This window comes from Streptomyces coryli (genome assembly GCF_011044975.1).
GTDB classification, from domain to species: Bacteria; Actinomycetota; Actinomycetes; order Streptomycetales; family Streptomycetaceae; genus Streptomyces; species Streptomyces coryli.
This window is the reverse complement of the sequence record NZ_JAAKZV010000123.1, coordinates 1-22,919: the sequence shown is the minus strand read 5'-3', so window position 1 is coordinate 22,919 and position 22,919 is coordinate 1. Positions and strand designations below refer to the sequence as shown.

At 64.9% G+C, this 22,919-nt stretch carries 27 protein-coding genes and 1 pseudogene; 20 read left to right on the top strand and 8 right to left on the bottom strand.

Annotated elements, in window-relative coordinates:
- The 18 genes from G5C51_RS24605 to G5C51_RS24520 form a co-directional block, all read left to right on the top strand.
- The coding region (locus G5C51_RS24605; protein WP_165240377.1) for a hypothetical protein at nucleotides 1-350 on the top strand (350 nt) is incomplete at its 5' end.
- Nucleotides 351-445: 95 nt separating this feature from the next.
- Nucleotides 446-736, top strand: a complete 291-nt coding sequence (locus G5C51_RS24600; protein WP_165240376.1) for a hypothetical protein — start codon at nucleotides 446-448, stop codon at nucleotides 734-736.
- 125 nt (nucleotides 737-861) lie between these two features.
- Complete coding sequence (locus tag G5C51_RS24595; protein WP_165240375.1) at nucleotides 862-1,710, top strand: hypothetical protein; 849 nt, start codon at nucleotides 862-864, stop codon at nucleotides 1,708-1,710.
- 338 nt (nucleotides 1,711-2,048) lie between these two features.
- A complete protein-coding gene (locus tag G5C51_RS24590) occupies nucleotides 2,049-2,897 on the top strand; it encodes a hypothetical protein (protein WP_165240374.1) in 849 nt (282 codons plus the stop codon).
- 95 nt (nucleotides 2,898-2,992) lie between these two features.
- Complete coding sequence (gene cpaB / locus G5C51_RS24585) at nucleotides 2,993-3,727, top strand: Flp pilus assembly protein CpaB (protein WP_165240373.1); 735 nt, start codon at nucleotides 2,993-2,995, stop codon at nucleotides 3,725-3,727.
- An 8-nt stretch (nucleotides 3,728-3,735) separates the two neighbouring features.
- A complete protein-coding gene (locus G5C51_RS24580) occupies nucleotides 3,736-5,064 on the top strand; it encodes a CpaE/TadZ family protein (RefSeq protein ID WP_165240372.1) in 1,329 nt (442 codons plus the stop codon).
- Between the two features lie 62 nt (nucleotides 5,065-5,126).
- Complete coding sequence (locus tag G5C51_RS24575; RefSeq protein ID WP_338118293.1) at nucleotides 5,127-5,477, top strand: pilus assembly protein; 351 nt, start codon at nucleotides 5,127-5,129, stop codon at nucleotides 5,475-5,477.
- Nucleotides 5,478-5,480: 3 nt separating this feature from the next.
- On the top strand, nucleotides 5,481-5,858 hold the full coding sequence (locus G5C51_RS24570; RefSeq protein ID WP_165240370.1) for a TadE/TadG family type IV pilus assembly protein: 378 nt from the start codon (nucleotides 5,481-5,483) through the stop codon (nucleotides 5,856-5,858).
- A gap of 56 nt (nucleotides 5,859-5,914) precedes the next feature.
- Nucleotides 5,915-7,252: a TadA family conjugal transfer-associated ATPase gene (locus G5C51_RS24565; RefSeq protein WP_165240369.1), complete on the top strand. Its 1,338-nt coding sequence runs from the start codon at nucleotides 5,915-5,917 to the stop codon at nucleotides 7,250-7,252.
- A 4-nt stretch (nucleotides 7,253-7,256) separates the two neighbouring features.
- Nucleotides 7,257-8,198 (top strand): type II secretion system F family protein, encoded by a 942-nt coding sequence (locus tag G5C51_RS24560; RefSeq protein WP_165240368.1) that lies wholly within the window; start codon nucleotides 7,257-7,259, stop codon nucleotides 8,196-8,198.
- A 10-nt stretch (nucleotides 8,199-8,208) separates the two neighbouring features.
- Nucleotides 8,209-9,096, top strand: coding sequence for a DUF5936 domain-containing protein (locus tag G5C51_RS24555; protein ID WP_165240367.1), 888 nt, complete (start codon nucleotides 8,209-8,211; stop codon nucleotides 9,094-9,096).
- A 10-nt stretch (nucleotides 9,097-9,106) separates the two neighbouring features.
- Nucleotides 9,107-10,528, top strand: a complete 1,422-nt coding sequence (locus tag G5C51_RS24550; RefSeq protein ID WP_165240366.1) for a sensor histidine kinase — start codon at nucleotides 9,107-9,109, stop codon at nucleotides 10,526-10,528.
- Nucleotides 10,518-11,402, top strand: a complete 885-nt coding sequence (locus G5C51_RS24545) for a response regulator (protein WP_165240365.1) — start codon at nucleotides 10,518-10,520, stop codon at nucleotides 11,400-11,402. Before G5C51_RS24550 ends, G5C51_RS24545 begins: the two co-directional genes overlap by 11 nt.
- A 260-nt stretch (nucleotides 11,403-11,662) precedes the next feature.
- Nucleotides 11,663-11,917: a hypothetical protein gene (locus G5C51_RS24540; RefSeq protein ID WP_165240364.1), complete on the top strand. Its 255-nt coding sequence runs from the start codon at nucleotides 11,663-11,665 to the stop codon at nucleotides 11,915-11,917.
- Nucleotides 11,914-12,537 carry a pilus assembly protein TadG-related protein gene (locus tag G5C51_RS24535; protein ID WP_165240363.1) on the top strand — a complete coding sequence of 208 codons (624 nt, stop codon included), beginning with the start codon at nucleotides 11,914-11,916 and terminating at the stop codon, nucleotides 12,535-12,537. Before G5C51_RS24540 ends, G5C51_RS24535 begins: the two co-directional genes overlap by 4 nt.
- A 28-nt stretch (nucleotides 12,538-12,565) precedes the next feature.
- Complete coding sequence (locus G5C51_RS24530) at nucleotides 12,566-13,153, top strand: hypothetical protein (RefSeq protein WP_165240362.1); 588 nt, start codon at nucleotides 12,566-12,568, stop codon at nucleotides 13,151-13,153.
- Nucleotides 13,154-13,207: 54 nt separating this feature from the next.
- Nucleotides 13,208-13,795 carry an OmpA family protein gene (locus tag G5C51_RS24525; protein WP_338118291.1) on the top strand — a complete coding sequence of 196 codons (588 nt, stop codon included), beginning with the start codon at nucleotides 13,208-13,210 and terminating at the stop codon, nucleotides 13,793-13,795.
- Between the two features lie 348 nt (nucleotides 13,796-14,143).
- Nucleotides 14,144-14,578, top strand: a complete 435-nt coding sequence (locus tag G5C51_RS24520) for a hypothetical protein (RefSeq protein WP_165240360.1) — start codon at nucleotides 14,144-14,146, stop codon at nucleotides 14,576-14,578.
- A 427-nt stretch (nucleotides 14,579-15,005) separates the two neighbouring features.
- On the opposite strand, the gene G5C51_RS24510 is transcribed toward G5C51_RS24520, so the two are convergent.
- The 6 genes from G5C51_RS24510 to G5C51_RS24485 form a co-directional block, all read right to left on the bottom strand.
- Nucleotides 15,006-15,479, bottom strand: coding sequence for a hypothetical protein (locus G5C51_RS24510; protein WP_165240358.1), 474 nt, complete (start codon nucleotides 15,477-15,479; stop codon nucleotides 15,006-15,008).
- A 47-nt stretch (nucleotides 15,480-15,526) separates the two neighbouring features.
- A complete protein-coding gene (locus tag G5C51_RS24505; RefSeq protein WP_165240357.1) occupies nucleotides 15,527-16,417 on the bottom strand; it encodes a hypothetical protein in 891 nt (296 codons plus the stop codon).
- Between the two features lie 340 nt (nucleotides 16,418-16,757).
- Nucleotides 16,758-17,153, bottom strand: a complete 396-nt coding sequence (locus tag G5C51_RS24500) for a DUF3592 domain-containing protein (protein ID WP_165240356.1) — start codon at nucleotides 17,151-17,153, stop codon at nucleotides 16,758-16,760.
- A gap of 29 nt (nucleotides 17,154-17,182) precedes the next feature.
- The gene (locus tag G5C51_RS24495) at nucleotides 17,183-17,632 is read right to left on the bottom strand and encodes a hypothetical protein (protein ID WP_165240355.1); all 450 of its coding nucleotides are present in this window, start codon (nucleotides 17,630-17,632) and stop codon (nucleotides 17,183-17,185) included.
- Nucleotides 17,633-17,696: 64 nt separating this feature from the next.
- Nucleotides 17,697-18,281 carry a hypothetical protein gene (locus tag G5C51_RS24490; protein ID WP_165240354.1) on the bottom strand — a complete coding sequence of 195 codons (585 nt, stop codon included), beginning with the start codon at nucleotides 18,279-18,281 and terminating at the stop codon, nucleotides 17,697-17,699.
- A gap of 20 nt (nucleotides 18,282-18,301) precedes the next feature.
- Nucleotides 18,302-19,903, bottom strand: a complete 1,602-nt coding sequence (locus G5C51_RS24485; protein ID WP_165240353.1) for a hypothetical protein — start codon at nucleotides 19,901-19,903, stop codon at nucleotides 18,302-18,304.
- A 510-nt stretch (nucleotides 19,904-20,413) separates the two neighbouring features.
- Here G5C51_RS24485 and G5C51_RS24480 point away from each other — a divergent pair.
- A pseudogene (locus G5C51_RS24480) lies at nucleotides 20,414-21,227 on the top strand (NADP-dependent oxidoreductase).
- A 217-nt stretch (nucleotides 21,228-21,444) separates the two neighbouring features.
- Complete coding sequence (locus G5C51_RS24475) at nucleotides 21,445-21,930, top strand: hypothetical protein (RefSeq protein ID WP_165240352.1); 486 nt, start codon at nucleotides 21,445-21,447, stop codon at nucleotides 21,928-21,930.
- A gap of 42 nt (nucleotides 21,931-21,972) precedes the next feature.
- Here the strand turns inward: G5C51_RS24475 and G5C51_RS24470 are convergent, their stop codons facing one another.
- Together G5C51_RS24470 and G5C51_RS24465 are read right to left on the bottom strand one after the other, a co-directional pair.
- Nucleotides 21,973-22,512, bottom strand: coding sequence for a hypothetical protein (locus G5C51_RS24470; RefSeq protein ID WP_165240351.1), 540 nt, complete (start codon nucleotides 22,510-22,512; stop codon nucleotides 21,973-21,975).
- A 36-nt stretch (nucleotides 22,513-22,548) separates the two neighbouring features.
- Nucleotides 22,549-22,919, bottom strand: a 371-nt coding sequence (locus G5C51_RS24465) for a hypothetical protein (RefSeq protein ID WP_165240350.1), incomplete at its 5' end; no start/stop codon positions are given.

The window sequence follows — 22,919 nt, the reverse complement described above, 5'->3', positions numbered from 1 at the left end:
GAATCGGCCCGGACAACCGGCTCACGGACAAGAAGTTCGACGAACTCGACAAGAAGTACGGAACCGAGGTCGCTGACGGTACGGATTACCAGGTGAACCGCATCCGCGAGGGCAAGCCCGGCGCCGCCGACCACGACCTTCCCGGCATCGGCCAGGACCCGAACAAGATCGCCGAGTACCTGAACAAGTGGAAGGGGAAGGCGACACACAAGGACACCCAGCAGGGCTCGTCCGTCGCCTATGATGACGCCAAGGGCGTCCTGATCGTGGATAACGGATATAACATCCACGCCTACAAATACCCCCGGGACAAGTTCTACGGCAACGAGGAAAGGTACAAGAGGAACTAGTGAGGGCGATTCTTCGAGTCTCGGCATCGGGTAGCGGGTTCGCTATTCGCTTCCGGCCGCAACAGCGGCAACTCTTCCTCTCGGCGCTCGAGTACATGACCTCGCGGGAGGAGAGCGACCTCGTCACCCGCGTCGCCACCGGCGTGGAAAAGGCAAAGCTCGAGGAGCTGTGGCAGCGCATCGTCGACGCGGACGAGGCAGTGTTCTCGCTGGAGGAGCTGCACATCCTGTTCTCCGTGCTCTTCTCCTGGGAGTGCTATTTCCCGCCATCGGAACAGGACTTCTACCTGCGCACCGGCTTCTTCCGTGAGAACGCCCGTGACGTGGCCACAAACTTGCTGCAGAACATCAGGGATCTCGAGGGCCGGCCCTCCGGCGGACAGTGAGCGGGGCGCGGTCGCCGGATGGAAGCCGCAGGCTGCGGGCCCGCGCCATTGGGCCCGTGGGCCCATGCGTCGGTGCCGGGAGGCAAGGCATGATGCACGGGTAGCTTCGCCAAAACTCAGGAGTGGTGTTCGTGCGTCTGTCGGCCGTTCGTCGTGGAGCTGTCGCATCCATCACGCTGGTGGCTCTGACCGTGTCGGTGGCCGGCTGCGGGTCGGACTCCGACGGTGGTAAGGGCCCGGAGAGCGGCGACAAGGCGTCGGCCACGGGGCAGGACAAGGCGTCGAAGACTCCTGCCGCGGACGACGAGAGTGGCCAGGGCGCGGGCGGCAGCAAGCAGTTGTCGCCGGCGGAGCTCACCGAGCGCATCGTGGCGAAGGCCGACATGGTCGGCTCGCTGAAGGGCTACTCCGTCATGAAGCCGGGCCCGGGCGACATCGACCTCTCCGGCGGTATGCGCGCCTCGGGTACCGAGTGTCAGCCGCTGATTGACGTCCTCAATGATGTGGCGCCGTCCGGCGCGGACGAGACCGAACGCCGTGCCGTGACGGGTTCGAAGGCCGATCGGCTCGAAGAGGGGCTCGGTAGCCAGGTCGCGCTGTCGTCGTACGCGGAAGAGGCTAAGGCGAAGGCGGCCATGGACGAGCTGGAAGCCGCGGCCGGCACCTGCTCCGACGGCTTCGAGGCGACGGGTGAGAAGAAGGAAGACCAGCAGAGCTTCACCAGTGTCGATACCAAGCCCGCGCCGAAGGGCACGGACCAGGCGATCGGGTACGCCATGGTCGGTGACATCGCGGATGGCGAGGAGGTGGCCGAGGGGCAGAGCAGCGAGATGCCGATGCTCTTCGCCTTCGCCCGCTCCGGCTCGACGATCGCGATGTTCCTCACCTACAACCCCTTCAACCCGAAGAAGACGGCATTCCCCGAGGGTTTGATCGACACGCAGATCAAGAAGCTGACGGCCGCGGGTGAGTAAGTACCCGTTCGTCATTCTCAATTGATGGGGTAACCCTCAGGGCGGGATATGACGGTCAATCTCGTCAATTCCCCGTCAATGCCGTAATCCGGGAAATTCTCCCGCGCGCCCCTGTGACCACTGTCACGGAGCGCAGCGAATGCCCACTCTTAAGGGGCAACGAGCCTGACGTCACCAAAGTTTCACCCGGCGAGATGTCCAATTCATCCTCGTGTGCGCATTATGCGCTGTCCGGTCGGTGGAATCCGTGGTTCTCTCCACCCGTAAGCCATGGATAAGGTCGCCTGGGGCGGCGGTGTCCGTAAGGCGCCGCCCAGCCGTATACGGGGAGAAGACACGTGACGATTGCTATTGCTGTCACCAGTCGAGAGCTGGTGCTGCCGCCGCGGGACCAGTACACCCGGGATCCCGTCGTGCTGCAGCTGGAGCAGCAGTCGCTGGAAGCCGGCCTGGCCGAGGTCACCGCGCTCGTAGAGCAGCACGGATACCTCCTCGCCATCCATTCCTCCACGGAGACCACGGCTTCCGCGCAGCGCCTCCACACCATCCGCTCGATCCTCGAGAGCGACCGCATCGTCCCGGTGGAAGTCGGATTGCCACCGCTCGGCGTCGCGGTGCTCGTGCGACAACTGCGCCAGCTGTCCGCCTATGACCTCGGTCCTGGAGTCATCGCGTCCGCCGTACGGCTGCTGCAGCGTTATATCTACGCCGGCGCCGTACTGGGCACCGTGGCCAAGCTCGACCGCGTACCGGTGTCGATCAAGGCGCACGTGAAGTCCTGGGCTCCGGGCAAGCAGTACGCCGCCCTGGCCAATCCGGATCCGAAGCTGATCCGGCTCGGCAGCGTTGACCAGCTGCCCAACCCCGAATACCTGACGCATCTCGCGGTGGCGCCCGGCCAGCTCAAGAACGACTGGGCGACCCGGCATCTGGCCCCCGCATGGCAGGTGCAGGATGTCGAGCAGGCTGTGCTGCCGAAGGACTCCCCGGTGTGGTGGGGAACGTCCAAACTGGTGGAGTTCGCCGCTTACATCCCGGCCGGCAGGTCCTTGTATCAGATGGTCAACCACGTGGCCCGGGTGAAGTGCCACTGGTGCGGTCTGGAGGTCATCGGCGATCGATGTGTGCTCTGTTCCGCACCGGCAGCGCCGCCGGAGAACCGTTCTCCGTCTGACGCCGTCATGTAACTGGGGCCTCAACTGAGTTCCCTTGCACAGTACGTGCCTACCGCTCCACGAATCCGCAGCAACGTCGTCCCTGATCACACGAGGTAACCCAGCTCATGAACTCACGCCAGCGCCGCGGCATAATCGTCCTCCTGCTCTCAGTGCTGCTCGCATTCGGCGCTTTCGTAGGCGTCCTGTCAGTGATCAGCGATGCCGAGTCGAAGGTGGGGCCGGAGGTCTCGGCATACCGGCTGAAGTCCGATGTGGCACCGTACAAGGCCATTGACCAAACGATGGTCGAGAAGGTCTCGATGCCCAAGCGCTGGCTTTCCAAGACGGCTGTCAGGGACCTCAAGGACCTCAACGGGAAGATCGCGCTTACCCAGCTGCGGAAGGGGTCGCTGCTACAGGGCGACATGCTCGCCGCGCGTCCTGAGCTCAAGGCCGGCCAGCAGGAAATCGCGATCATGATCGACGCCGAGACGGGTGTTGCCGGAAAGATCAACCCAGGCGCGACGGTCAACATCTACGCCACTTTCGCCGGCGAAGGTGGTGAAGGTGGCGCCGTGCAGCGCTCGGTCTCCAAGGTTCTCGTGAACAACGCCCGCGTCATCGACGTCGGCCAGCTGACCCCGCTGGAGCCGAAGAAGGGAGAGGACCGCGACAGCGGTTCCACCGAGGACGGCGGCGAAGGCGTGCCGATCACCTTCGCCCTCGACACCACCGACGCCCAGCGCGTCGCCTACGCAGAGTCCTTCGCCCAGCACGTCCGGCTTGCGCTCGTTGCCCCCGGCAGCGACTCCACCATCCCCGAGCGTGAGCGCACGTACATGCTCGAACAGGACCAGTGAGGTAACGGATGGTTACGCGTATCCTCCCGGCTGTCGGCGACGCCGACGCCGCCCGGGCCATTAATACGCTGCTCAATCAGCTCCCTGAGGCCGAACCGGCAGCTCCGGTGGCGGACTCGACCGCGCTCATCGACACTCTCGCCCGGCTCGCCGGAGAGTCCCTCGAAGAGCTGCCCGAAGTAGTGCTGATCCACGAGCGCATCGGCCCCGTACCGGCGCTCGAGCTCGTCAGGGAGGTCGCGCTTCGTTTCCCAGCTTGCGGGGTCATTCTCGTCACGAGCAACGCAAGCCAGGGACTCTTCTCCGCGGCGATGGACTCCGGCGCCCGCGGACTGATCGGACTGCCGCTCTCTTACGACGAGTTGGCGGCCCGGGTGCAGGCGGTCGCGCAGTGGTCGCAGGGCGTGCGACGTCATCTCGGCTCCAGTGCCGAGGTGTTCGTCGGACCCGGCGGCACCGTGGTCACAGTCACCGGCGCCAAGGGCGGCGTGGGCACGACCGTGACTGCTGTTCAGCTTGCTCTCGCGGCGCGTGCGGCTGGGCGTTCCGTGGCGCTGGTCGACATGGATCTCCAGTCCGGCGATGTGGGCTCGTATCTGGACGTGAAATTCCGCAGATCGATAGCGGATCTCGCCGGTATCAGCGACATCTCGTCCCGCGTGCTCTCCGAGGCGGTGTTCACGCATCCCACGGGCCTCGGCCTACTGCTGGCGCCGAGCGAGGGCGAGCGAGCGGAGGATGTCTCCGACCGCGTCGCCCGGCAGACGGTCAGCGCCCTGCGCGCTCGCTATGAGGTCGTCATCATTGACACCGGCAACCAGATGAGCTCGGCGAATGCAGCTGCCATCGAAATGGCAGAAATCTCGTTGCTGCTGACGACGCCGGACGTGGTGTCCGTGCGCGCAGCCAAGCGCATGGTGCGCATGTGGGAGCGGCTACAGGTCCGCAAGCCGCCGGAGGTCGTGACGGTGATCAACCGCTACAACCGTCAGACCGAAATCCAGCCCCCGGTCATCCAGCGAGTCATCGGCACCCGTATGACGCGATCGGTGGTGCCTGCCGGCTTCAAGGAGCTGCAGCCCTCGGTGGACGCCGGCCGCCTGCAGGACCTCGACCCGAAGAGTGCGGTGAAGCAGGCGCTCTGGGGCCTGGCCGGCGAACTCGGCCTGGTCGGCACCCCGGAGGGGGTCAAGGGCGCCAAGGGCAAGGGCGGCAAGGCGAAGAACGACCGTGGCTCGATCTCGTTCAAGCGTCGGCGCGGGGGCGACGACGTGAACGAGAAGGCTGTGGAGAACGGCACATCAGGGCAGGCGGCACGGCCGACTGGGGAGGGATGATGAGGCTTGGTAAGCCGAGGCGTTGGAATGTTAGAGAGAAGCTCAAGGCCGATCGTGGCCAGGTGATCATCGAGTTCGCGGGCATGGTCCCGATCATTCTCGTGACCCTCGTCGTTCTCTGGCAGTTGGTTCTGGTCGGTTACACCTTCATCCTGGCCGGCAATTCCGCCGACGAGGCGGCCCGCGCGGCTGCCACCGCTGAGTGGTACGAGTCCCGGCAGGAAGCCGCCCGCACGGCCGCGATCGAGGACTTGCCGAAGGCCTGGGCAGGCCCCGCCGAGGTGCCGTATCCCGAGTCCGCCGGGAACCTATGGAAGGTCAAAGTGCACCTGAAGGTGCCGGTCCTCGCTCCCGGTCTGATCGACTTCCCGTTCACGATCACCGGCTCGGCCGGTGCGGCGCAGGAGGGCTGACCCATGCGACGGAGCGAACGACGCCGGGACAGAGGCCAGGTGGCCATCGAGTATCTGGGCTTCCTTCCCATCCTGCTTCTCGTGGCCATCGCCGGAGTCCAACTGGGCATCGTTGCGTACACCGCGTCCCAGGCGGGGACCGGTGCGCGTGCGGCCGCCCGGGTGGCCAGCACCGATGGGATAGAGGCGGGTCGCATAGCAGGTCTTGACGCGATGAGTGGAGGGCTCGCCGACGACGGCAAAGCCAACTTCGACATCCGCTACAGCGGCGCCAACGCGAAGGAGGTGACTGCCACGGCGCAGGTCACCATTCCCTCCATCATCCCGGGCGTCGACGACTTCGGTACGGCCAACAAGAGCGTCACCATGCCCCGCGACTGACGCCCCTCCGCCAACGGCCACGCAGTACCAGCATCACCATCTGAGGAGTTACGGACATGAGCCTGAGGTCGCGCCTCAACGCTCCCGAGCAGAACAATGTGCAGCAAGAGGAATCCCACCTCGTCGGTGTCTACCGTGTGAAGCTGCTCGAAGAGATCGACCTCGCGGAGATGTCCTCGCTCGCGACCACCGAGCGCCGCGCCCGTCTCGAACGGGTCCTCGGGCACATCATCAGTCGCGAGGGCCCGGTCATGTCGACCCATGAGCGCTCGCTGCTCATCCGCCGGGTGGTCGACGAGGTGCTCGGCCTCGGTGTGCTGGAGCCGCTGCTGGAGGACGCCTCCATCACGGAGATCATGGTCAACGGCCCCGACCACGTCTACATTGAGCGCTCCGGCCGAGTCGAGCAGGTTCCGGTGCGCTTCGCCTCCAACGAGCAGCTCATGCAGACGATCGAGCGCATCGTGTCTACAGTCAACCGCCGCGTGGACGAGTCGAATCCGATGGTGGACGCCCGCCTTCCCTCCGGCGAGCGCGTCAACGTCATCATCCCGCCGCTCTCGCTGACCGGCGCCATCCTCACGATCCGGCGATTCCCGCGCTCATACTCCCTGCAGGAGATGATCGGCCTCGGCTCCCTCGACGAGCAGATGCTGCTGCTGCTGGCTTCCATGGTGCGGGCAAAGTTCAACATCATCGTCTCCGGCGCCACGGGCTCTGGAAAGACCACGCTGCTCAACGCCCTCTCCGGACTGATCCCGGACGGCGAGCGCATCGTGACTATCGAGGACTCGGCTGAACTCCGGCTCCAGCAGAGCCACGTCATCACCCTCGAGTCGCGCCCCCCGAACGTCGAGGGCAAGGGTCAGATCACGATCCGCGACCTGGTGCGCAACTCCCTGCGTATGCGCCCCGACCGCATCATCGTCGGTGAGGTCCGAGGAGGCGAGACCTTGGACATGCTTCAGGCCATGTCCACCGGTCACGACGGCTCCCTCGCCACGGTCCACGCCAACAGCGCCGAGGACGCGTTGATGCGAATGCAGACTCTGGCGTCGATGTCCGAGGTGGAAATCCCCTTCGAGGCGCTGCACGACCAGATCAACAGCGCCATTGACTGCATCGTGCAGCTCACGCGCTTCGGTGACGGTTCGCGAAAGATCACGGAGATGGCGTTCCTGGACTCGCACGGCCGCGCGGACTACAAGATCGCCTCGATGTCCGGCTACGCGGTGCAGCCAATGGACCAGGACCGCATCGTTCGCGGCAAGTTCGAGCACTTCCCGCTGCCGCGGCGGGTGGCCGACCGGCTGTACATGGCCAGCGAGCCCATCCCGCCCGCTTTCGGTGTCGCGCAGTACGACGACCAGCTCGCCACTCGAGAGGCCAAGTAGAGCCATGACCAATCTTGCACTGCTGACCATCGGCCTCACGCTGCTGTGCGGCCTGACGGCCGTGGTCGGCGTACACAGCTTCTCGGCGGGAAAGGCCGATCGGCAAGCTCTGATCGACCGGCTTGCCCAGACCGGGGAGATCGACCTTGGAAAGGGGCGTCGGCGCAACTTCCGCGGCGTCGACCGCCGGCTGAAGCGTACGAACTTCGGCAAGAAGCTGGAGATGAGGATCGCCGCGACCGGCATGGACCTCACGGTTGGTGAGTTCTTCGTCTACATGGTGGCTGGCGTCGTCGGCCTGTGGCTCGTTGCCTCATCGGTACTTGCGTCTTTCTTCGGCCCGATCTTCGGCCTCGTCGCCCTGTGGGGCGCGTTCGCCTACCTGAGCTGGCAGCGGCAGAAGCGGATTGAGCGCTTCATCGCGCAACTTCCCGAGCTTTCGCGAGTGCTTGCCAATGCCACGCGCGCGGGACTGGCTCTCCGTACGGCGCTGAGTATGGCGGCCGACGAAATGGAGGCCCCGGCCGGTGATGAGTTGGGCGTTGTCGCCGACAAGCTGGCACTGGGCCACTCCATTGACGATGCCCTGGGCGAACTGGCAGAGCGCCTGCCCTCTCGGGAGCTGACGGTTCTGGTCAGCACGCTGGTGTTGTCGAACAAGGCAGGTGGCACGGTCGTCGAATCGCTGCGGAACCTCACGGAGACGCTGGAGGAGCGGAAGGAAACGCGTCGTGAGGTGCGGACGATGTTGTCGCAAGCCAACGTCACGGCCTACGCGGTTCCGAGTATCGGCCTCGGCGTGCTGATCATGCTCAACAGCATCCAGGCCGGGACACTCGACAAGATGACGGGCTCGTTCGCCGGCCAGGCGGCGGCGATTGCCGCCATCGCCCTTTACGCCATCGGGTTCATCATCATCCGCCGCATCTGCAAGATCGACGTCTGAGGGGTCGGCCATGGGTTTTCTGCTCGCCTTCGCCATGGGCCTGGGTGTCCTCGGGGTTTTCAAGGGGGTCCGCACTTACCGGGCCGAGGCCAAGGTGCCTTCCGACCTGGCGGTCGCCTTCGAAATCGGCTCGACGCGCACAACGGCCATGGGATCGGTCATCGACCGGATCGGCATGCGCTTCGCTCCGCTGGTGCTGCGGCTGATGGGTGCCAAGCGGGTGGACAAGAAGCGCCGCCAAATCGACCGTGCGGGAAACCCCGGTGGGCTAACCGTCGACCGCTATGCCGCGCGCCGAGCCACCTACGGAATCTTCGGCGGCCTCGCTGCCTTTGTCATGGCTACCGAGGGTGAACTCCTCATCGCACTCCTCCTCGTGGCCTTCGCGCTGTTCTGGGTTGAGGTCGGCCTGTGGGCTGCGATCAAGAAGCGCAAAGAGGACATCGAGCGCACTCTGCCGGATTTCCTGGACGTCCTCGCCGTCGTGGTCTCGTCCGGTCTCGGGTTCCGGCAGGGACTCGAGCGGGTGTCGGTGAAGTACACCGGCCCGTGGGCGGACGAAATCCGGATTGCTCTCCGGCAGATGGAGATGGGCGTCAGCCGGCGCCAGGCCTTCGACGAGTTGCGCAAGCGCAATGACTCGGAGCAGGTGGCGATGTTCGTCACGGCGCTGCAGCAGGGCGAGGAGTTGGGTGCACCCATCGTCGACACCCTGATCGCCATCGCCACGGACATGCGTCGTACGGACGCGCAGAACGCACGGAGGAAGGCGGCCAAGGCGGTCCCGAAGGCCACGCTGATCGTCACGACGTTCATGCTGCCCGGCACCCTGATCTTGCTTATGGCCGGTCTGCTGCTGGGGTCCGAAATGGACTTCGGCGCCGTCACGGGAGAGTAAGGAGCTCGCGATGACACCACGTCGGTCGGCGCAGCACGAACCTGCGCGAAGTGCGGCCTGGGCCGTCGCGGCCGACGATGCCCAGGCGGTCCCGGCAGTCGAGTCGCCCCAGGGCGTGCAACTGCAGGCAAACGCCATGCAGGCGCTCTGCAGGCAGATCTTCGTGTTCAGGCTGGCGATGATCGTGCTCGCTGCCCCTATGGCGCTGGAGGGCGCCGCACCCGGTTTCCCGACCTGGTTGGTGGCCGCCGCGGTTCTTGCAACCATCATGATCTCGTACGCGCTCTTCCGTGACTGGGAGCGGTTTGGACCCTTCCTACTGCGGCATCCGGCCGTCCTTGCTGGCGACATGATGCTGAGCGGCTTGCTGCTCATCACCGCGACCCCTGGATCAACGCTCGCCTACGTGGCGATCTGTACCCCCCTCTTGGCGGGCGTGGTGTACGGATGGCGGGGCGCTGCCGCGTTCGCCGTGCTGCAGGGGCTGCTGTTCGTCATCGTGTACGCGTCCACAACAGACCTGGCGTCCACGTCTTCCGACCAGATCACCTTCCCGGGCCTCTGCCTGATAACAGGCGCCGTGGGTGTGGCATTGCGCAACCTGGTGCTGCGCATCGGTGCAGCCAGTCAGGCACTTACCGAGGCTCGTGCGCGCCTCGCCGTCGGATCCGCCGTGGAGGCCGAAAGGAACCGACTTGCCCGGGAGATGCACGACTCCGTCGCGAAGACCCTCCACGGCGTGGCACTGGCGGCAGATGGCCTCGTGGCCTCCGCGGACAGGCTCGAACCCGAGGTACTGAAAGGCCAGGCGGCTTTGGTTTCCCGTTCCGCTCGCAAGGCCGCGGCCGAGTCCCGTGAGATCCTCGCAGACCTCCGGAGGCAGACGGACTCGGAGGGCGGTGTCCAGCTCATGGAGGAGCTTGAGGCACGGGTCGCCGACTTCGACCGCCGCCACAAGCTTAGCGCGGACATGCGCCCACTGGCATCGGCCAGCACGGCCGGGAGCAGCACGACCGTGCCGACCATTCCCTACCCGGTGGCACGCCAATTGCTCACGATCGTCTCCGAGTCAATGGAGAACTCCGCACGTCATGCCGAGGCAGACGCCGTCTCGGTCAGCGCCGGAATCGTCGGCGACATGCTCCGGGTCAGCGTCATCGACAACGGCAAGGGCCTGCCACGCGACGTGGACATGGAACAGCTGCGAAAGGCCGGCCACTTCGGCCTGGTTGGCATGGTGGAACGGGCAGCCAGCATCGGTGCCCGCATCAGGATCGGCAAGGGCCGGGCCAGCACCGGAACGGAAGTCCGACTCGATCTCCCTGTTGCCGCGGTGACCAGCTGGCCACCCATGGCATACGCACCGCACAGCGCAACCGCAGTCCCCACCTACCCACAATCCGCTGAGAGGAGGACGCACCATGCCCAGTGACGGCCCCCCACCGACCTACCCGCAGCGAGCAGGCGCGTTCCCGGAACTCGACCCCCCCGCCACCCCCGCGGCATTGCGCGTCGTCGTCGCTGACGACAACCCCGTGGTGCGGGCGGGGCTAACCGCGCTTCTGAACGGCCGGTATGACATCGACGTCGTAGCCGAGGCAGCCGATGGCCGCGAGGCGTACACGGCGGCGGTCGAGCACCAGCCGGACGTCATCCTGCTGGACGTCCGCATGCCCGGCGTCGACGGTTTGTCCGCATTGCCGCACCTAGTGCAGGTCGCGCCCGTGATGATGCTGACCTACTCCCGCGAGAGCGAGATCGTGCAGGAGGCGCTACGCAGGGGGGCCGAGGGCTACCTCGTCCATGGTGAGTTCACCGCGGATGAACTCGTCGCTGCAGTGGGTGATATCAAGCAGGGCCGGTCCCGTTTCACGCCCACAGCAGCAAATGCGCTCCTTGCGCACTTCAGGCATGATGCCCGCTCTGGGCCCGCTCTCCTGCCGGATGGACTGGGACAGGGTTCGACCACATCGCTCGAAACCCCTTCGCAACCGCAACCAAGTGTGGCAGGGTCTTCGTCTGAGCCACCGAGGGTATGGCAGGCACCCGTAGAGCGGGCGCCGCAAGGTCTGCCCGACCGCGAGGGGTACGGCATGAGTCAGAGGGAGGTTGAGGTGATGGAGCTGATTGCGACGGGTCTGAGCAACCAGCAGATCGCCGCGACCTGCTTCATCAGCGAGAAGACGGTGAAGAACCACATCAACCGGATCTTCACGAAGTTGCATGCTGCAAACCGTAGCGAAGCCATCGCCATCTGGCTTGGCACCGCTCGCGGCAGTGGAGGGGGCACAGTCAGGCATGGCTGACCACATAAGCGAGGCAAAGGCAGCTCCGGGGCCCTGCCATGGGCCGTGGGCGAGGCGGGCCCAGGCATTGGGCTGCAGGGCCCAAAGCGCACTTTGGGCCCGCGGTTGGGCCCTGGGGCCCTCTGGAAAAGGCTCCGCCGAGCAGTACGTTTCTGGTGTCGCCAGCGAGACCGGCCATCGGGAGGCCGACAGCGCGGCGAGCGACACAAAGACGTATGTGTCGGCCGACCTATGGCCGGCCGGACTCGGAGGGGACGAGAATGAACAACACCATGCTGAAGGCCTCGGTCAACACCCAGATTCGCGTGACCGACTGGTCGCAGACCGCCGTGCGGAAGCTGCACAAGCGCATGGACCTGAAGAACCGCGCGGACAAGGGCCAGGGCGCGGTCGAGTACCTCGGCGTCATCGCGGTGGCCGTGATCATCATCCTGGCGCTCATGAAGACGCAGGTTGGCGCCACGATTCGGACCGGCATCATGGACCAGGTCAAGAAGATCACCGAGAAGAAGTGACTCGCAGGTCACGAGACTCCGGGCAGGCTTTCGCCATCTACATCACAGTGGTGGCGAGCCTGCTCGTTCTCGCGTTTCTCTACTTTGCTGTTGGTCAAGCCTCTGCTTCGAGGAACGAAGCGCAAAGCGCTGCGGACGCCGCGGCGCTTGCTGCTGCGCAGGATGCGCGTGATCAGCTCGGTCTTGAGGGCCTTGGCGAGAAACTCCTCGACCCGGACTTCTGGGAAGACTTCTTCAATGGCGATGGCGTCAAGGTCGGCTTCGCGTGCGCGGAAGCCGGGCGCTTTGCAGCCCAGAACGGTGCCAATGTCGTAGACCTTGACGGTGATGGTGACGCCGGCTGCGACCGCCTCGGATTGCCGGAAGATGGGTTCACCATTGAGGTGCGAGCCAAGGAACCGGTAGGCAAGTCCCTCCTTCCGGGGACCGAGAATGAATACGCAGAAGCAACTGCGACTGCCGTGATTGAGCCTCGCTGCAAGTTCGAGAAGACGGGCGAGGGCAAGAAGGCGCGCGGCAAGCTGGTGTGCGACGACGACAAGGACTGGGAGCTCGGTGACAAGCCGGGTATCGATCTTCCCGGACCGGAGGATCTCTTCGCCGTCCACCTGGACGACTGACAGTAAAAGAGAGGGTAAGGATCAACCAATGAGTCTCTGGACCGCAGCGAAGTTCCGTCGAGGGGCTTGCGCGCTTGCTGTCGCCACCACGGTCCTGATCGGAGTCTCCAGCTGTGGGGGCGACGAGGACAAGCCTGCTGACGACAAGAAGAACTCGTCAGAGCAGAAGTCGGGTGGAAAGGGAGCCGACTCGGCCAACTCGCAGGCCCAGACTGACGAGATCATCGCCACGATCAAGGGTGACAAAGGCCTGACCGTGGAGATCAACTCTCTGACGCGCGACAGCGGCGGGTTCCTCACGCTGAAGGGTAAGCTCAAGAACTCCAGTAGTGAAACGATCACGACGGAGGAATGGACTACCCAAGATGAGGAGCTCGGAAGTTCAGGAGAAGTAACGGTCGCTGGGCTCACACTCGTTGATAAGAAGGAGAAGAAGCGCTACTTCCTTCTGCGGGATACGGAAGCCAACTGCCTCTGTTCGGTTCTCGGTGGCGGTATTGAGCCCAAGAAGTCGACGAGGTTCTACGGCCAGTTCCCCGCCCCGCCCAGTTCCACCACCGAAGTTGATCTGGATGTGCCGACCGTGGGCGTCACGACCGTCAAGATCTCGGACTGAGGGGTGCTCGTAGTGAAGACCACCCCACATCCCTCCCGGGGTAAAGGCCTGGCCGTGACCGCACTCGCCATCGGCTTCCTGGCCTCCGGAGTGACTTTCGCGGGACCGGTAACGGCCGCACCTGCCCCGACGAGCTTCAAGGAACAGGGTTCCTCGGCCCCTGAAGTGGACGAGGACGACTCGGACCTGAAGCTGCCCGGCGATGCCCCGCTCGACAAGTCGAAGATCCTGGACATCAAGTCGATCGTTGAGTCGGAAGGCGGCGAGGAACGCCGCGAGGACACCAACGAGAAGATTAAGTTCGCGCTCCAGGCCGAGGTCCTCTTCCCCAAGGACAGCGCCAAGCTGAACAGCAAGGCGCTTGGCCGGATCGAGGCCATCGCGGAGGAGATCAAGAAGCAGAACGCCACGAAGGTCAACGTGTTCGGCTTCACCGACAACCTCGGCTCATACGGCCATGGGAAGACGCTGTCCAAGCAGCGCGCCCAGGCGGTGCAGAAGCAGCTGGGTGACGCGCTCGGCGCCGATATCACGTACCAAGTCCGTGGCTACAGCGAGGACTACCCGATCGCCTCCAACAACACCGAAGAGGGCCGGAAGAAGAACCGCCGCGTGGAGATCTCCTTCCCACGCAGTCAGTAGCCAGCCCGACGGGGTACCAGCAACCGCCGTTCGTACAGAGACCTGAGCCGCCACCCAATGGGTGGCGGCTCAGGTCGTACGACATCAAGGTTGCCACCTTCGAGTGGTACTGGGCAGCGGTGAAGTCGTGGAGATCGCCGTAAGTGGTGTGGAGCGGACTTGATCCGATGTGCCCGCCTGGTTGTGCTTGTGATCGTCCAGTCGTAATGCGAGGGATTTTGGCTTGACTTTGGGCCCTGGGACCCACGGATGGAAACGTTTGCTACTGGCTGCAGAGCGGGGTTGCATCCGAGGGCGGGCGGGAGCTGCGCCCGATTATTGAGTGAGAGGACGGACATGGTAGAGGTCGTGTCCTTCCTGTGGAATAAGAACGGCAGCTATGCCCCGTTGGCTGAGACTGCCGGACCACCCGATGACCCGGACTACGTCGAGGGCTATATCAGCATCACCGTCTTCGGGCAGGCTGTAATGGGCGAGGAGAACTGGGACCTCGTCGACCAGCTCTGGGCCTACATCGCGAGCATGCTCGTTACGGTGCAAACCCGCGACTGTGCTCGCACGCAGTTCCCGGACCAGCCGACCGAACTCGCGCTCCGTCGACACGGCACCTACATGGTTATCTCGTGCGGTGATGCCACGGCGTCGGCGCCTGCGGCGGAGTTGCTGGGAGCGTTGCGGGAAGCCGGCATCCATTTCTTTGACGAGCTGCATCGCCTGCAGCCGTCTGAGAGCTGGAGGTATGGGATGGTACGCAGCCAGCTGGAGCGCATTCGGTTGGGCTGACGCGTGATGGCGACGGTGGGCGGCTTGCTCCGAAGATCCCGGGTGGGGCACTGCCCAGGAAACCTCGGGCGCCTCAGTCAGTCGGTTGCCTTGGGGTGGCCGGTGCCCGCGTACGTGATCCACACAGTGCGCTCGTCGACGTCGATGAGATACCAGATGCGGCCGCCGCCTGTGACCTCGTACTGCCACCGCTCCATGCTCCGCCCCTTCCACTCAGCGATTCCCAGATTTCCTCTGAGTCGGTGATGGCGATGCGGAGAGTCTGTTGCCTGTGGGGTAGAGCGGATCCTGTCGTAGGCACGGCGAAGGCCGGTATCGGCATGGCGTGCCAAGTGTTCCCATCCGGTAGCGGCCTCGGTGTTCGCGAAGCGGAGGTCGTACTCGTCTCCGACTGGTGGTGGTGCTGCCCGGTCACCTCGTTTGGGGCTCACGTAACGGGCCTTGGTTCGGTGACAGGCCCGAGGTCGCCTTCCGGTTCGCGTGTGATTGTGGCGTGGAGGGCAGGGTCGGCGTAAACCTCAGCTGAGTGCTGCCATTGGGCCAGGAGGAGTGCGATCGGGCTCAGGTTCTCCAGCGCCGCCGCTCCACGCGCGGTATCGGCGAGCTCGGCGAGCATGGTTTCCACGTCTTCGTCGGGCAGGAAGACCGACCAGGGAAGCGCATCGGGCAGAAGCTGCCGGATGGTGTCCAGATTCCCTGTCCGGACCAGGCCAGCGAGGAGGCGGGCGGTGAAATCGACGACAGTGGCGTCCTGCTCCATCTGGTCAGCGCGGATCAAGGCCAGATCCTGAGCGTCCCGGCGTTTCAGGCGCAGTCCGCGCATTCCCTCGAGACGCTGTGCGGTGGCTGCGGGGTGATGCAGCAGCTGACTGAAGGGCACGTCTTCGTACGCGGACTCCATGACATCCACAGTACCTCGGATGTGATCGTGATGGCAGGGTGCGGCACTCATGCGGCTGCACTCAGCTGAGGAAACGCCTGTTCGCGGCAATCGCGACAGCTGCCTGGCTCCTTCGCGCGGAAGGGGCGGTCGCAGCCGCCGCAGTCCTGCCAGGGGAGGGGGCCTGGTCGTGGTGGGCCGTGGGTTTCCGGTGGCGGCAAGAGGGTGGCCAGGCGGTGGGCGATGATGCGGGCGGGGCGGTGGGTCAGGTGGCGAGGGAGGTCGCCGGTGAGTGCGGTCTCGATCTCGTTGAGCGAGACGTCCCTGGCGAGCCATTCCGTGACGCCTCGCGCCAGAATTGTCGTCTCCGCTTCGGAGAAGCGCAGGCGGTGGTCGTGGTGGTGGAGTCGGCCGAGGAAGTCGAAGGCGCGCGGGTCAGGTGCCGGCGCGCGCGGCGCTGTGATCGGAGGTGAGTCCTCGGCGGCAGGCCTGACCTCCGTTGCCTCCGCCGCAGCCACTGTTGTGGGCGGCTCCGGCGCGTCGGCCGCCGGGGCGCCGGCGGGCCTCGTACCGCCCTGTGGCTGCGCCGTAAGTTCGAGTGTCAGGCCTGAGTCCGGCGTGCTGTAGGCGAAGGTCCTCGTCGAGACGCGGCCGCTGGCCGTCCGCTCTAAGCGGCGCTCGAGCCACCCCTCGTCTTCCAGCTCGCGCAGCGCCCGCGCGATGCGGATCTCGCCCTCCGAGAAGTGCTTGCACAGCGCCGCGATCGTGATCGGCGTGCCTTCGGGGACGGAGAGGATGTACGCGGCGACGCCCACCGTCACAGCGCTGCCGGTGCGCTGGAGCAGGTTGTTGGCGAGGACAGTGAAGTTCTCGGTGAGCGGTACCCGGACGTGGTGGACGCCGGACGACGGGAACTCTGCGGAGGCGCGCTTGGGCGCGCTAGAATTCGGATCAGCCATCGGGAAGGTTCTGCTTCCTGGACGGTCAGGCCCTCGCCTGGGATCGCTAGTCCCTGCGGGGGCCGAGTCAGTTTCGGGTTGTCGCGGCGAGCTTAGCCCCAGCGGAAGCCCGCCCCACCCCCAAGTCGCCCGATGGAGTGTGGAATTGGCGCGAGGTTGACAGGCGGGTGGGAGGGGAGTTCTTTCTCCTGGTTCTTTTAGGGACCTCGTGGATCACCGACTTCTCGACAACGCCCACCAGGCCATGCGTCACCGCCTCCTCGTTTTCCGCGGACCGGTGTGACCTGCATCTGAGGTTTCTCTGCGGTACGCAAGTCCGCTAACACATGCTCTGCAGACCTCAGCCGTAATTGTGCAGCATCAGTGCAAAAGCGAGGAATCCACCCAACACCAGAACCATCCGCAGCACATCACTACGAATCTCGCTGCGGCTCGCGGCCAGCGAGGCGGTCTTGCTCGGGTTCTTCGGGTCGTACATGACCTGCACCCGCGACCCCTCTCCGTACACCTGCCGGTTCCGGGTGATGCCGAACTCGGCTCGGGCGCCGGTGGTGGTCGTGAACTCGAACTGGTGCCATACCCGCGCTTTGTCGCCCCGAGCGTTGCGTCCCTGGGTGACCCGGAAGCAGCGTGCCTCGGTGGTGGCGCCGGCCCGGGCCGCACGTAGGCGGGGGAGGGTCTGCGCAACCGCGAAGATTGCGAGGAGGGCGACACCGCCGATGATCGTGATGGTCATTGAGTCCATGAAGAGTCCTGCCGTCTGGCCTATCGGGTGCGGAGTCGGTCCAGGAGGAAGCCGACGGTGGACCCCACCGTAAGCACGGCCACCTGAGCCAGGAAGCTGGCGGTCGTCAGGTCGCTGCCCTGGCCGGCCCACACGAGAAGCTGTAGCAGCACGGCGGGGGTGAAGGCCGCGATGCAGTGGCGGAGCGCGGAGTCCCGGGAGGGCGGGCGGTGCACGGTGGCTGCCAGCCAGGTGGCCAGCGCGAAGCAGATGGCCGAGGGAAGCTGGATGAGCAGCAGCGACGTGCCGGTGCCGTTGAACCGGGTCACATCGTCCCCGGCGATGACCTCCCACAGCACGTACGCCAGCATGGCCTGGAGAACGATGTTGCTGACGAGGCCGACGCCCCAGGGCAGCATGAAGTTGGCGAAGCGGGGGCGCTCCGCCGTCCCTCCATACGCGGACTGCCCTCCGGACCCGTAGTGCGTCACGTCCTACTGCCTCTCACTCTCAGCAGGGGCGGAATCTCCCGTGGGAGGGCCAGCCCCAGCGAACTCACTTGACCTTGATGCTCTTGATGATCTTGTTTAGATCCGGCGTGCTCAAGGTGCCCTGCTGGGCATCGATGCGAACCGAGAAGATCTTCTTCTTGGAGTCGACGCCGGCGATGATCACGCCGTTCATCCGTGAGCCCTTGGGTGCCGTCTGGTTCTTCCCCGAGGACGTGTAGTAAAGGTCGGTCCGCCTCGCCTCCGCCCCCTGGACCTTTACCTTCTTGATGCCGTCCTTGACCGTGGTGCTGGTCATCGCGCCGGCGCGGACGACTCCGGCGGCCTCATCGGCGTCGCTGACCTTCGCGAAATCGCTCTGAATAGAGACAGACGACACATACAGCCCGTTCTTACGGTTGTAGGCAAAGGCGTCGTTACCTTCGGCGCGCTCTTCCTTGCTCTGCGCCTTCCAGGCGGGTGGGTAGGCGAGGGAGACCGTGGGCCCCTTGAGGGACTTCCATCCCTTGGGGGTGGCCGACTCCTCCTTGGCGCCGTCCGATTCGCCGCCCTTGCAGCCGGCCGCCAGTGCGGCGCATGCCAGCAATGCCACTGGCAGCAGCGCACGTCGGTGGGAGGGGCGTGACTTCATCGGACACTCCTTACGTTTACTTACTTCGTAATACAGTAGCTCGACGGACGGTAGCTGCGCGTACCGTCGGGCTCCGGGGCTCCTAGGAACTCCGACTTCTCCAGCGTTCGCTTATCCGAAGCCGACGTGCGGGACCCGCCGATACTCGCTACGCCAATGTCGAGGTCCAAGTTGAATTCGTCGGTATTGGACACATTGGAGTAGTTGTTCCGACTGGTCTTGCCCTTCTGGTAGAACAGCTGGCCAAGCGGATCATCCTTGCCAGGATCCTTCGTGACGGCAGGATTCTCAAACATGTACCTCATGCCCTGCGCGGAGCCGGTGGTGAGCAGCATCGCACGGATCTTGTTGGCCTCGCTGCCGGAGAGCTCGCCCGGCTTGAACTCCAGCGAGTTCGTGATGACCTCGACGTCGGTCGTGGGGTCCTTGCTGCCGTACTTGCCGCCGCCGATGTCTTTCTCCCCGACCTTGGCCCCGCCCTTGGCGTGCCCATTTCGTCCCGTTTCCACGGTCTGGGTCATGATGATGTTGGTGATATTACCCTTGTCGTCTTCGATGACCGTGTACGCCCCGGTGCGAGCTCCCTTGATCTCGCCTCCGACTTCACCACCGACTTCCACCTTTCCCTTGCCCTTGCCGGCTCCCATGCCGACCTCGGCCTTGCCGTCGGCAGAGCCTTCGACGCTGCCCTGGAAGGTGTAGATGTTCTTGCCGTTCTTGTGGTCGCGTGTGTAAGTGACGTCATTGGCCATCTTGCCCTTGAGGCCACCTTCGATACTGAAGCCGTCGGTGTACTCGTCGCCGTCCTCACGCTCGTCGTAAGACTTCTTGCGATCCCGCTTGCTCTCCGCAAGGTCGCCCTGACCGGGCCCGGCCTCGAGGCCTGCCTGCCCGCTGAGCTCCCCGCCGAGCGTGTATGAGGACAGGGCCTTGTCGCCGATCCGCTCCTTCAGGTAGTCGCGCAGCTTGTCCTCTTCGGCTTCTGGGCCGACGTCGATCCAACTGCCCATCTCGGACACCACGTTCACACCGGGAACGCTGGTGATCCGCTCCAGATTATTCAGCTTCTTGAGGTCATCCCGGAACTTCTTGGCTTCGTCTTCGCTGTTGAAGATCCAGGTGTCGCCGGCCGTTGCCGAGATGCCTGCGGCGAGTTCGACCTTCGTCCTGGCGGACTTACCCACCGAGATGCCCGGTTTCTTCAGGCCGACGTTACCTTCCAGTGATCCTTTGTCGGTGAAGGTGAACCGGACCTCTTTATCCTTCTTGCCGTCATTGTTCTTGTCTTCGTTCTTGATGCGAGTCGATTCCTGGAAACCGAAATCCATGCCCCCCTTGGCGCCGAATCGAAGGAAGGATCCCTCGATGCTCCCGCCCTCCGTGCCCGTGGCGAGGCTGGCCTCGCAGAACGAAGGCTCGAGCTGGCGGTCCTTATCGGTGGGTGCGTCTGCCTGCTGCGTAGTGACGCATTCGCCGCCAGTGAGCTTGCTGACCTGGCACATCAGGCCATCGCGCAGGGATGCGCCGACGGACGTGTTCAGGAGCGCGAGCACGATGCTGGTCACCACGGCGATCGTGCCCAGGTACTCCGCGGCGCCGGCGCCGCTGTCGTCTGCGGCCATCCGCTGGCGTCGTAGCCAGAGCTCATTCCCAGTCAGCATCGGGCAGCCTCTCCCCCGTGCCCTCTCGGGCTCACTCGCAGTCATCTCGGGAAGCGAAGTCTGCCTCGACCTCACCCGCTTTGGCCTGGGCCCCAGGACCCAGCGGCGGACCCAATTTCCCCGCTGGTCGGCCATGAAACGGGCATTCGGGGCGGCAGGAGCCGTGTTGCTCATGGGGCATCTAAAGAATTTTCCGGACAAGTGCGGCGGGTCGGTGAGTGCTGATAGCAGGGCAGGTGGGGCAAGGATGACGTGCTCCGCACGGACTACGCAGTCGGACTGCGGAGCCTTATCGGGTTTCCTGCAGGTAGTGCGACTGCGGTCGGAGTGCAAGAACTTCATCGGCCGGTTGTGCGACGGTGTCGCGGGCCGACCGGCGAATCCGAATTGAGTGGGAACAATCCCCGGGATGTCCTAGAACACCAGTGACCTACGCTGGGTACGGCAGATCCGTTGAGGTCAGGATCAATGATGAAAGCAGCTTGGTTCGGACGATTCGGGGGTCCCGAGGTTCTTGAGCTCGTGGATCTTCCCGATCCGCATCCGGGCCCCGGGCAGATCCGGGTCGCTGTACGCGCTGCCGGCGTCAATCCGAGCGACTGGAAGAAGCGGGCGGGCCTGATGGATGAGGAGCTGCCGCAGACCCTCGGCTAAGAGGCAGGTCGAGCTGGCGGTGCTGTCCTACGACGCTCCGATCCCGTCGTCACTGGATTTCGCCGAGGCCGCGGCCCTACCGGCCGCTGTCGAAACAGCCACGCGCGCACTTGACCAGCTCGGCGTCGGTGCCGACACCACGGTGCTCATCAACGGAGCTTCCGGCAGCATCGGCAGTACCGCCGTCCAACTCGCCGTGGCCCGCGGCGCCCGCGTGATCGGCACGGCGGGCCTCGCCAACCACAGCTACCTGCGCTCGCTGGGCGCCGAGTCCGTCGCATACGGCGAGGGCCTCCCTGGGCGGGTTCGGGCGCTCGCCCCCGACGGCGTCGACCTGGCTCTGGACGTTGCCGGGAGCGGCGTGCTGCCCGAGCTCATCGAGCTCGGGCGCGGCGCCGACCACGTCATCACGCTCGCCGACTTCACCGGAGCGCACGAATGCGGGGCGAGGTTCAGCCGTGGCGACACCGGCCGCGCGGTCCACGCACTCGCCGAGATCGGCGACTTGGTCAGGGCCGGACGCTTCTCGCTCCCGGTCGCGCAGACCTTCCCACTCTCCGACATCGCGGAAGCCGACCGGGTGAGCGAAGCCGGCCATGTGCGCGGGAAACTCGTGCTGCTGGTCGACTGACGAGGCTATGCCTCTGGGAGTGTGGTCGCGCGCGGAATGTTCGAAGAAGACGCCGTCCAATGGGCGGAGGTTTCACTGCGGGCCAACATCGGTTTTCCGGTACGCCGGTATGACCCTTCTGAAGCTACTGGGCGTGCGCAGGAGTCGAGGAGGTCGCGGATGGGCGAAGTGATCGGGCTGTTTGTCATCCCCTCCGATCCTGAGGGGAGTAGCCGCAGTGGTGGATGACAAGGGGAGAGGACTGAGCTACGACCTTCTGCTGCTCGACTGGCTGGATGCCGCGGGCCTGGCGGTGGCTCTGGCGCGGGTTGTCGGCGTGCCCGCCGGCGACGTGGATGTCGTGGTGGGGGACAGCGGCCGGGAGAGCCGGGCCTGGGGAGCCGCTGTGCTGTGCGACTGCGAGGTCCTCGGGGCGGGGGACATCGCACTGTCCGTGAGCGTGTACGTCCGGGGCTCAGTACCCAATCCGCTTCCGGAGCCGCAGGCTGCCGCGGCTTTGGCTGCTGCCGCGCGGACGGTGGTCTTCCACTCGACCGGGGTCGGACTCAACCCAGCGGCTTATTGGGCGGTGACCCCGGACGGTCTGCAGACGCGAGCCTCGGTCGAAGCGTCGGGTGACGAGCCGCTCAGCTTCACCGTCGCCACGGCGGAGGCCGCGCTTCCGCGGCTGCCCAACCTCCGCGTCGTGACGAGCGCCTGGTGAATGTCGAGGACGATCAGCCCTCGGCAAGCACCACTCAACGATTCAGAGGTCCGCTCCGAAACGGGTAACCGCGCAGCTGATCGCAGTCGCATCCCGCTCTCTTTCCAGCCATCGCTGTTCACCGGCTTCGTTTCCGATGCGAATCCCGAAGGTCCACGTGGGGTCGAGGAACACTGTGCGCTGATACGTGAAGTCCAGGGCAAGGCAGACGAGGCTGTGGTCGGCGTCACGCACGTATGCCCGCAACTCAACGCAACGGGCGCCTTGCTCACCATCTCCATCTCCGAAGAGCTGCTCTCCGTACGAGGCGACCAAGACCTCGCCGATGTCGTCCTCATCCTCGGCGGCGACCAATAGCGGGATGTCGCTCCATGAGAGCTCGGTCACTCGGTGGGCTACCAAGTTCCCGGCGTGCTCCACCGCCTCCAGGCGCAGGAATCCGTCGGGCAGTCTCAGCCAGATCACCTGCGGTTGCGGCCGAAACTCCGGAACCACATCGTCTCTGTCGACCCATCCGGGGACAAGTACATCGATGACAGAAGACGCACCGAGTACTTCCTCCACCGTTTTCAGCGTACCCATTCTGCGTACCCTACCTTGTGCTTTCAGCTCGGGTTGTCACTTCTTGGGCTTGGGCACCTTCTTGGTGAAAATGATGGACTTGTCCATTGCTTGGCCGCTCTCGAGGGCAGTCCAGAAGCTTCCATCCTCGTGCAGGACGACGGTCACGCCCTTGCCGCGATAGATCAACCCTTCCGGCTCGTCCTTCTTCAGTGTTCCCTTGCCCACCAATTCGAACTCGCCGTCCTTGATTGCCTTGGCGATGTCCTCCCGGAAGCGGGGGCCATCCTCCTTCAGCTTCTGGTACTTCTTTCCGAGCGCGTCCTCGATGAGCTTCTTGTGCTTGAGGAAGTGCGCCTTGAACTTCTTCTTGTCCCCCTCGGCGACCGAAGGCTTTCTGGCTGCCTCGACCTCCTCAGGTGTCATGT

What these genes read in the sequence shown, in the direction of transcription:
- G5C51_RS24490 (WP_165240354.1), bottom strand. Translation starts at nt 18,281, where the DNA reads ATGAAGTCACGCCCCTCCCACCGACGTGCGCTGCTGCCAGTGGCATTG.
- G5C51_RS24550 (WP_165240366.1), top strand. Translation starts at nt 9,107, where the DNA reads ATGACACCACGTCGGTCGGCGCAGCACGAACCTGCGCGAAGTGCGGCC.
- G5C51_RS24510 (WP_165240358.1), bottom strand. Translation starts at nt 15,479, where the DNA reads ATGGAGTCCGCGTACGAAGACGTGCCCTTCAGTCAGCTGCTGCATCAC.
- G5C51_RS24500 (WP_165240356.1), bottom strand. Translation starts at nt 17,153, where the DNA reads ATGACCATCACGATCATCGGCGGTGTCGCCCTCCTCGCAATCTTCGCG.
- G5C51_RS24565 (WP_165240369.1), top strand. Translation starts at nt 5,915, where the DNA reads ATGAGCCTGAGGTCGCGCCTCAACGCTCCCGAGCAGAACAATGTGCAG.
- G5C51_RS24580 (WP_165240372.1), top strand. Translation starts at nt 3,736, where the DNA reads ATGGTTACGCGTATCCTCCCGGCTGTCGGCGACGCCGACGCCGCCCGG.
- G5C51_RS24530 (WP_165240362.1), top strand. Translation starts at nt 12,566, where the DNA reads ATGAGTCTCTGGACCGCAGCGAAGTTCCGTCGAGGGGCTTGCGCGCTT.
- G5C51_RS24570 (WP_165240370.1), top strand. Translation starts at nt 5,481, where the DNA reads ATGCGACGGAGCGAACGACGCCGGGACAGAGGCCAGGTGGCCATCGAG.
- G5C51_RS24560 (WP_165240368.1), top strand. Translation starts at nt 7,257, where the DNA reads ATGACCAATCTTGCACTGCTGACCATCGGCCTCACGCTGCTGTGCGGC.
- G5C51_RS24485 (WP_165240353.1), bottom strand. Translation starts at nt 19,903, where the DNA reads ATGGCCGCAGACGACAGCGGCGCCGGCGCCGCGGAGTACCTGGGCACG.
- G5C51_RS24555 (WP_165240367.1), top strand. Translation starts at nt 8,209, where the DNA reads ATGGGTTTTCTGCTCGCCTTCGCCATGGGCCTGGGTGTCCTCGGGGTT.
- G5C51_RS24540 (WP_165240364.1), top strand. Translation starts at nt 11,663, where the DNA reads ATGAACAACACCATGCTGAAGGCCTCGGTCAACACCCAGATTCGCGTG.
- G5C51_RS24470 (WP_165240351.1), bottom strand. Translation starts at nt 22,512, where the DNA reads ATGGGTACGCTGAAAACGGTGGAGGAAGTACTCGGTGCGTCTTCTGTC.
- G5C51_RS24545 (WP_165240365.1), top strand. Translation starts at nt 10,518, where the DNA reads ATGCCCAGTGACGGCCCCCCACCGACCTACCCGCAGCGAGCAGGCGCG.
- G5C51_RS24600 (WP_165240376.1), top strand. Translation starts at nt 446, where the DNA reads ATGACCTCGCGGGAGGAGAGCGACCTCGTCACCCGCGTCGCCACCGGC.
- G5C51_RS24505 (WP_165240357.1), bottom strand. Translation starts at nt 16,417, where the DNA reads ATGGCTGATCCGAATTCTAGCGCGCCCAAGCGCGCCTCCGCAGAGTTC.
- cpaB (WP_165240373.1), top strand. Translation starts at nt 2,993, where the DNA reads ATGAACTCACGCCAGCGCCGCGGCATAATCGTCCTCCTGCTCTCAGTG.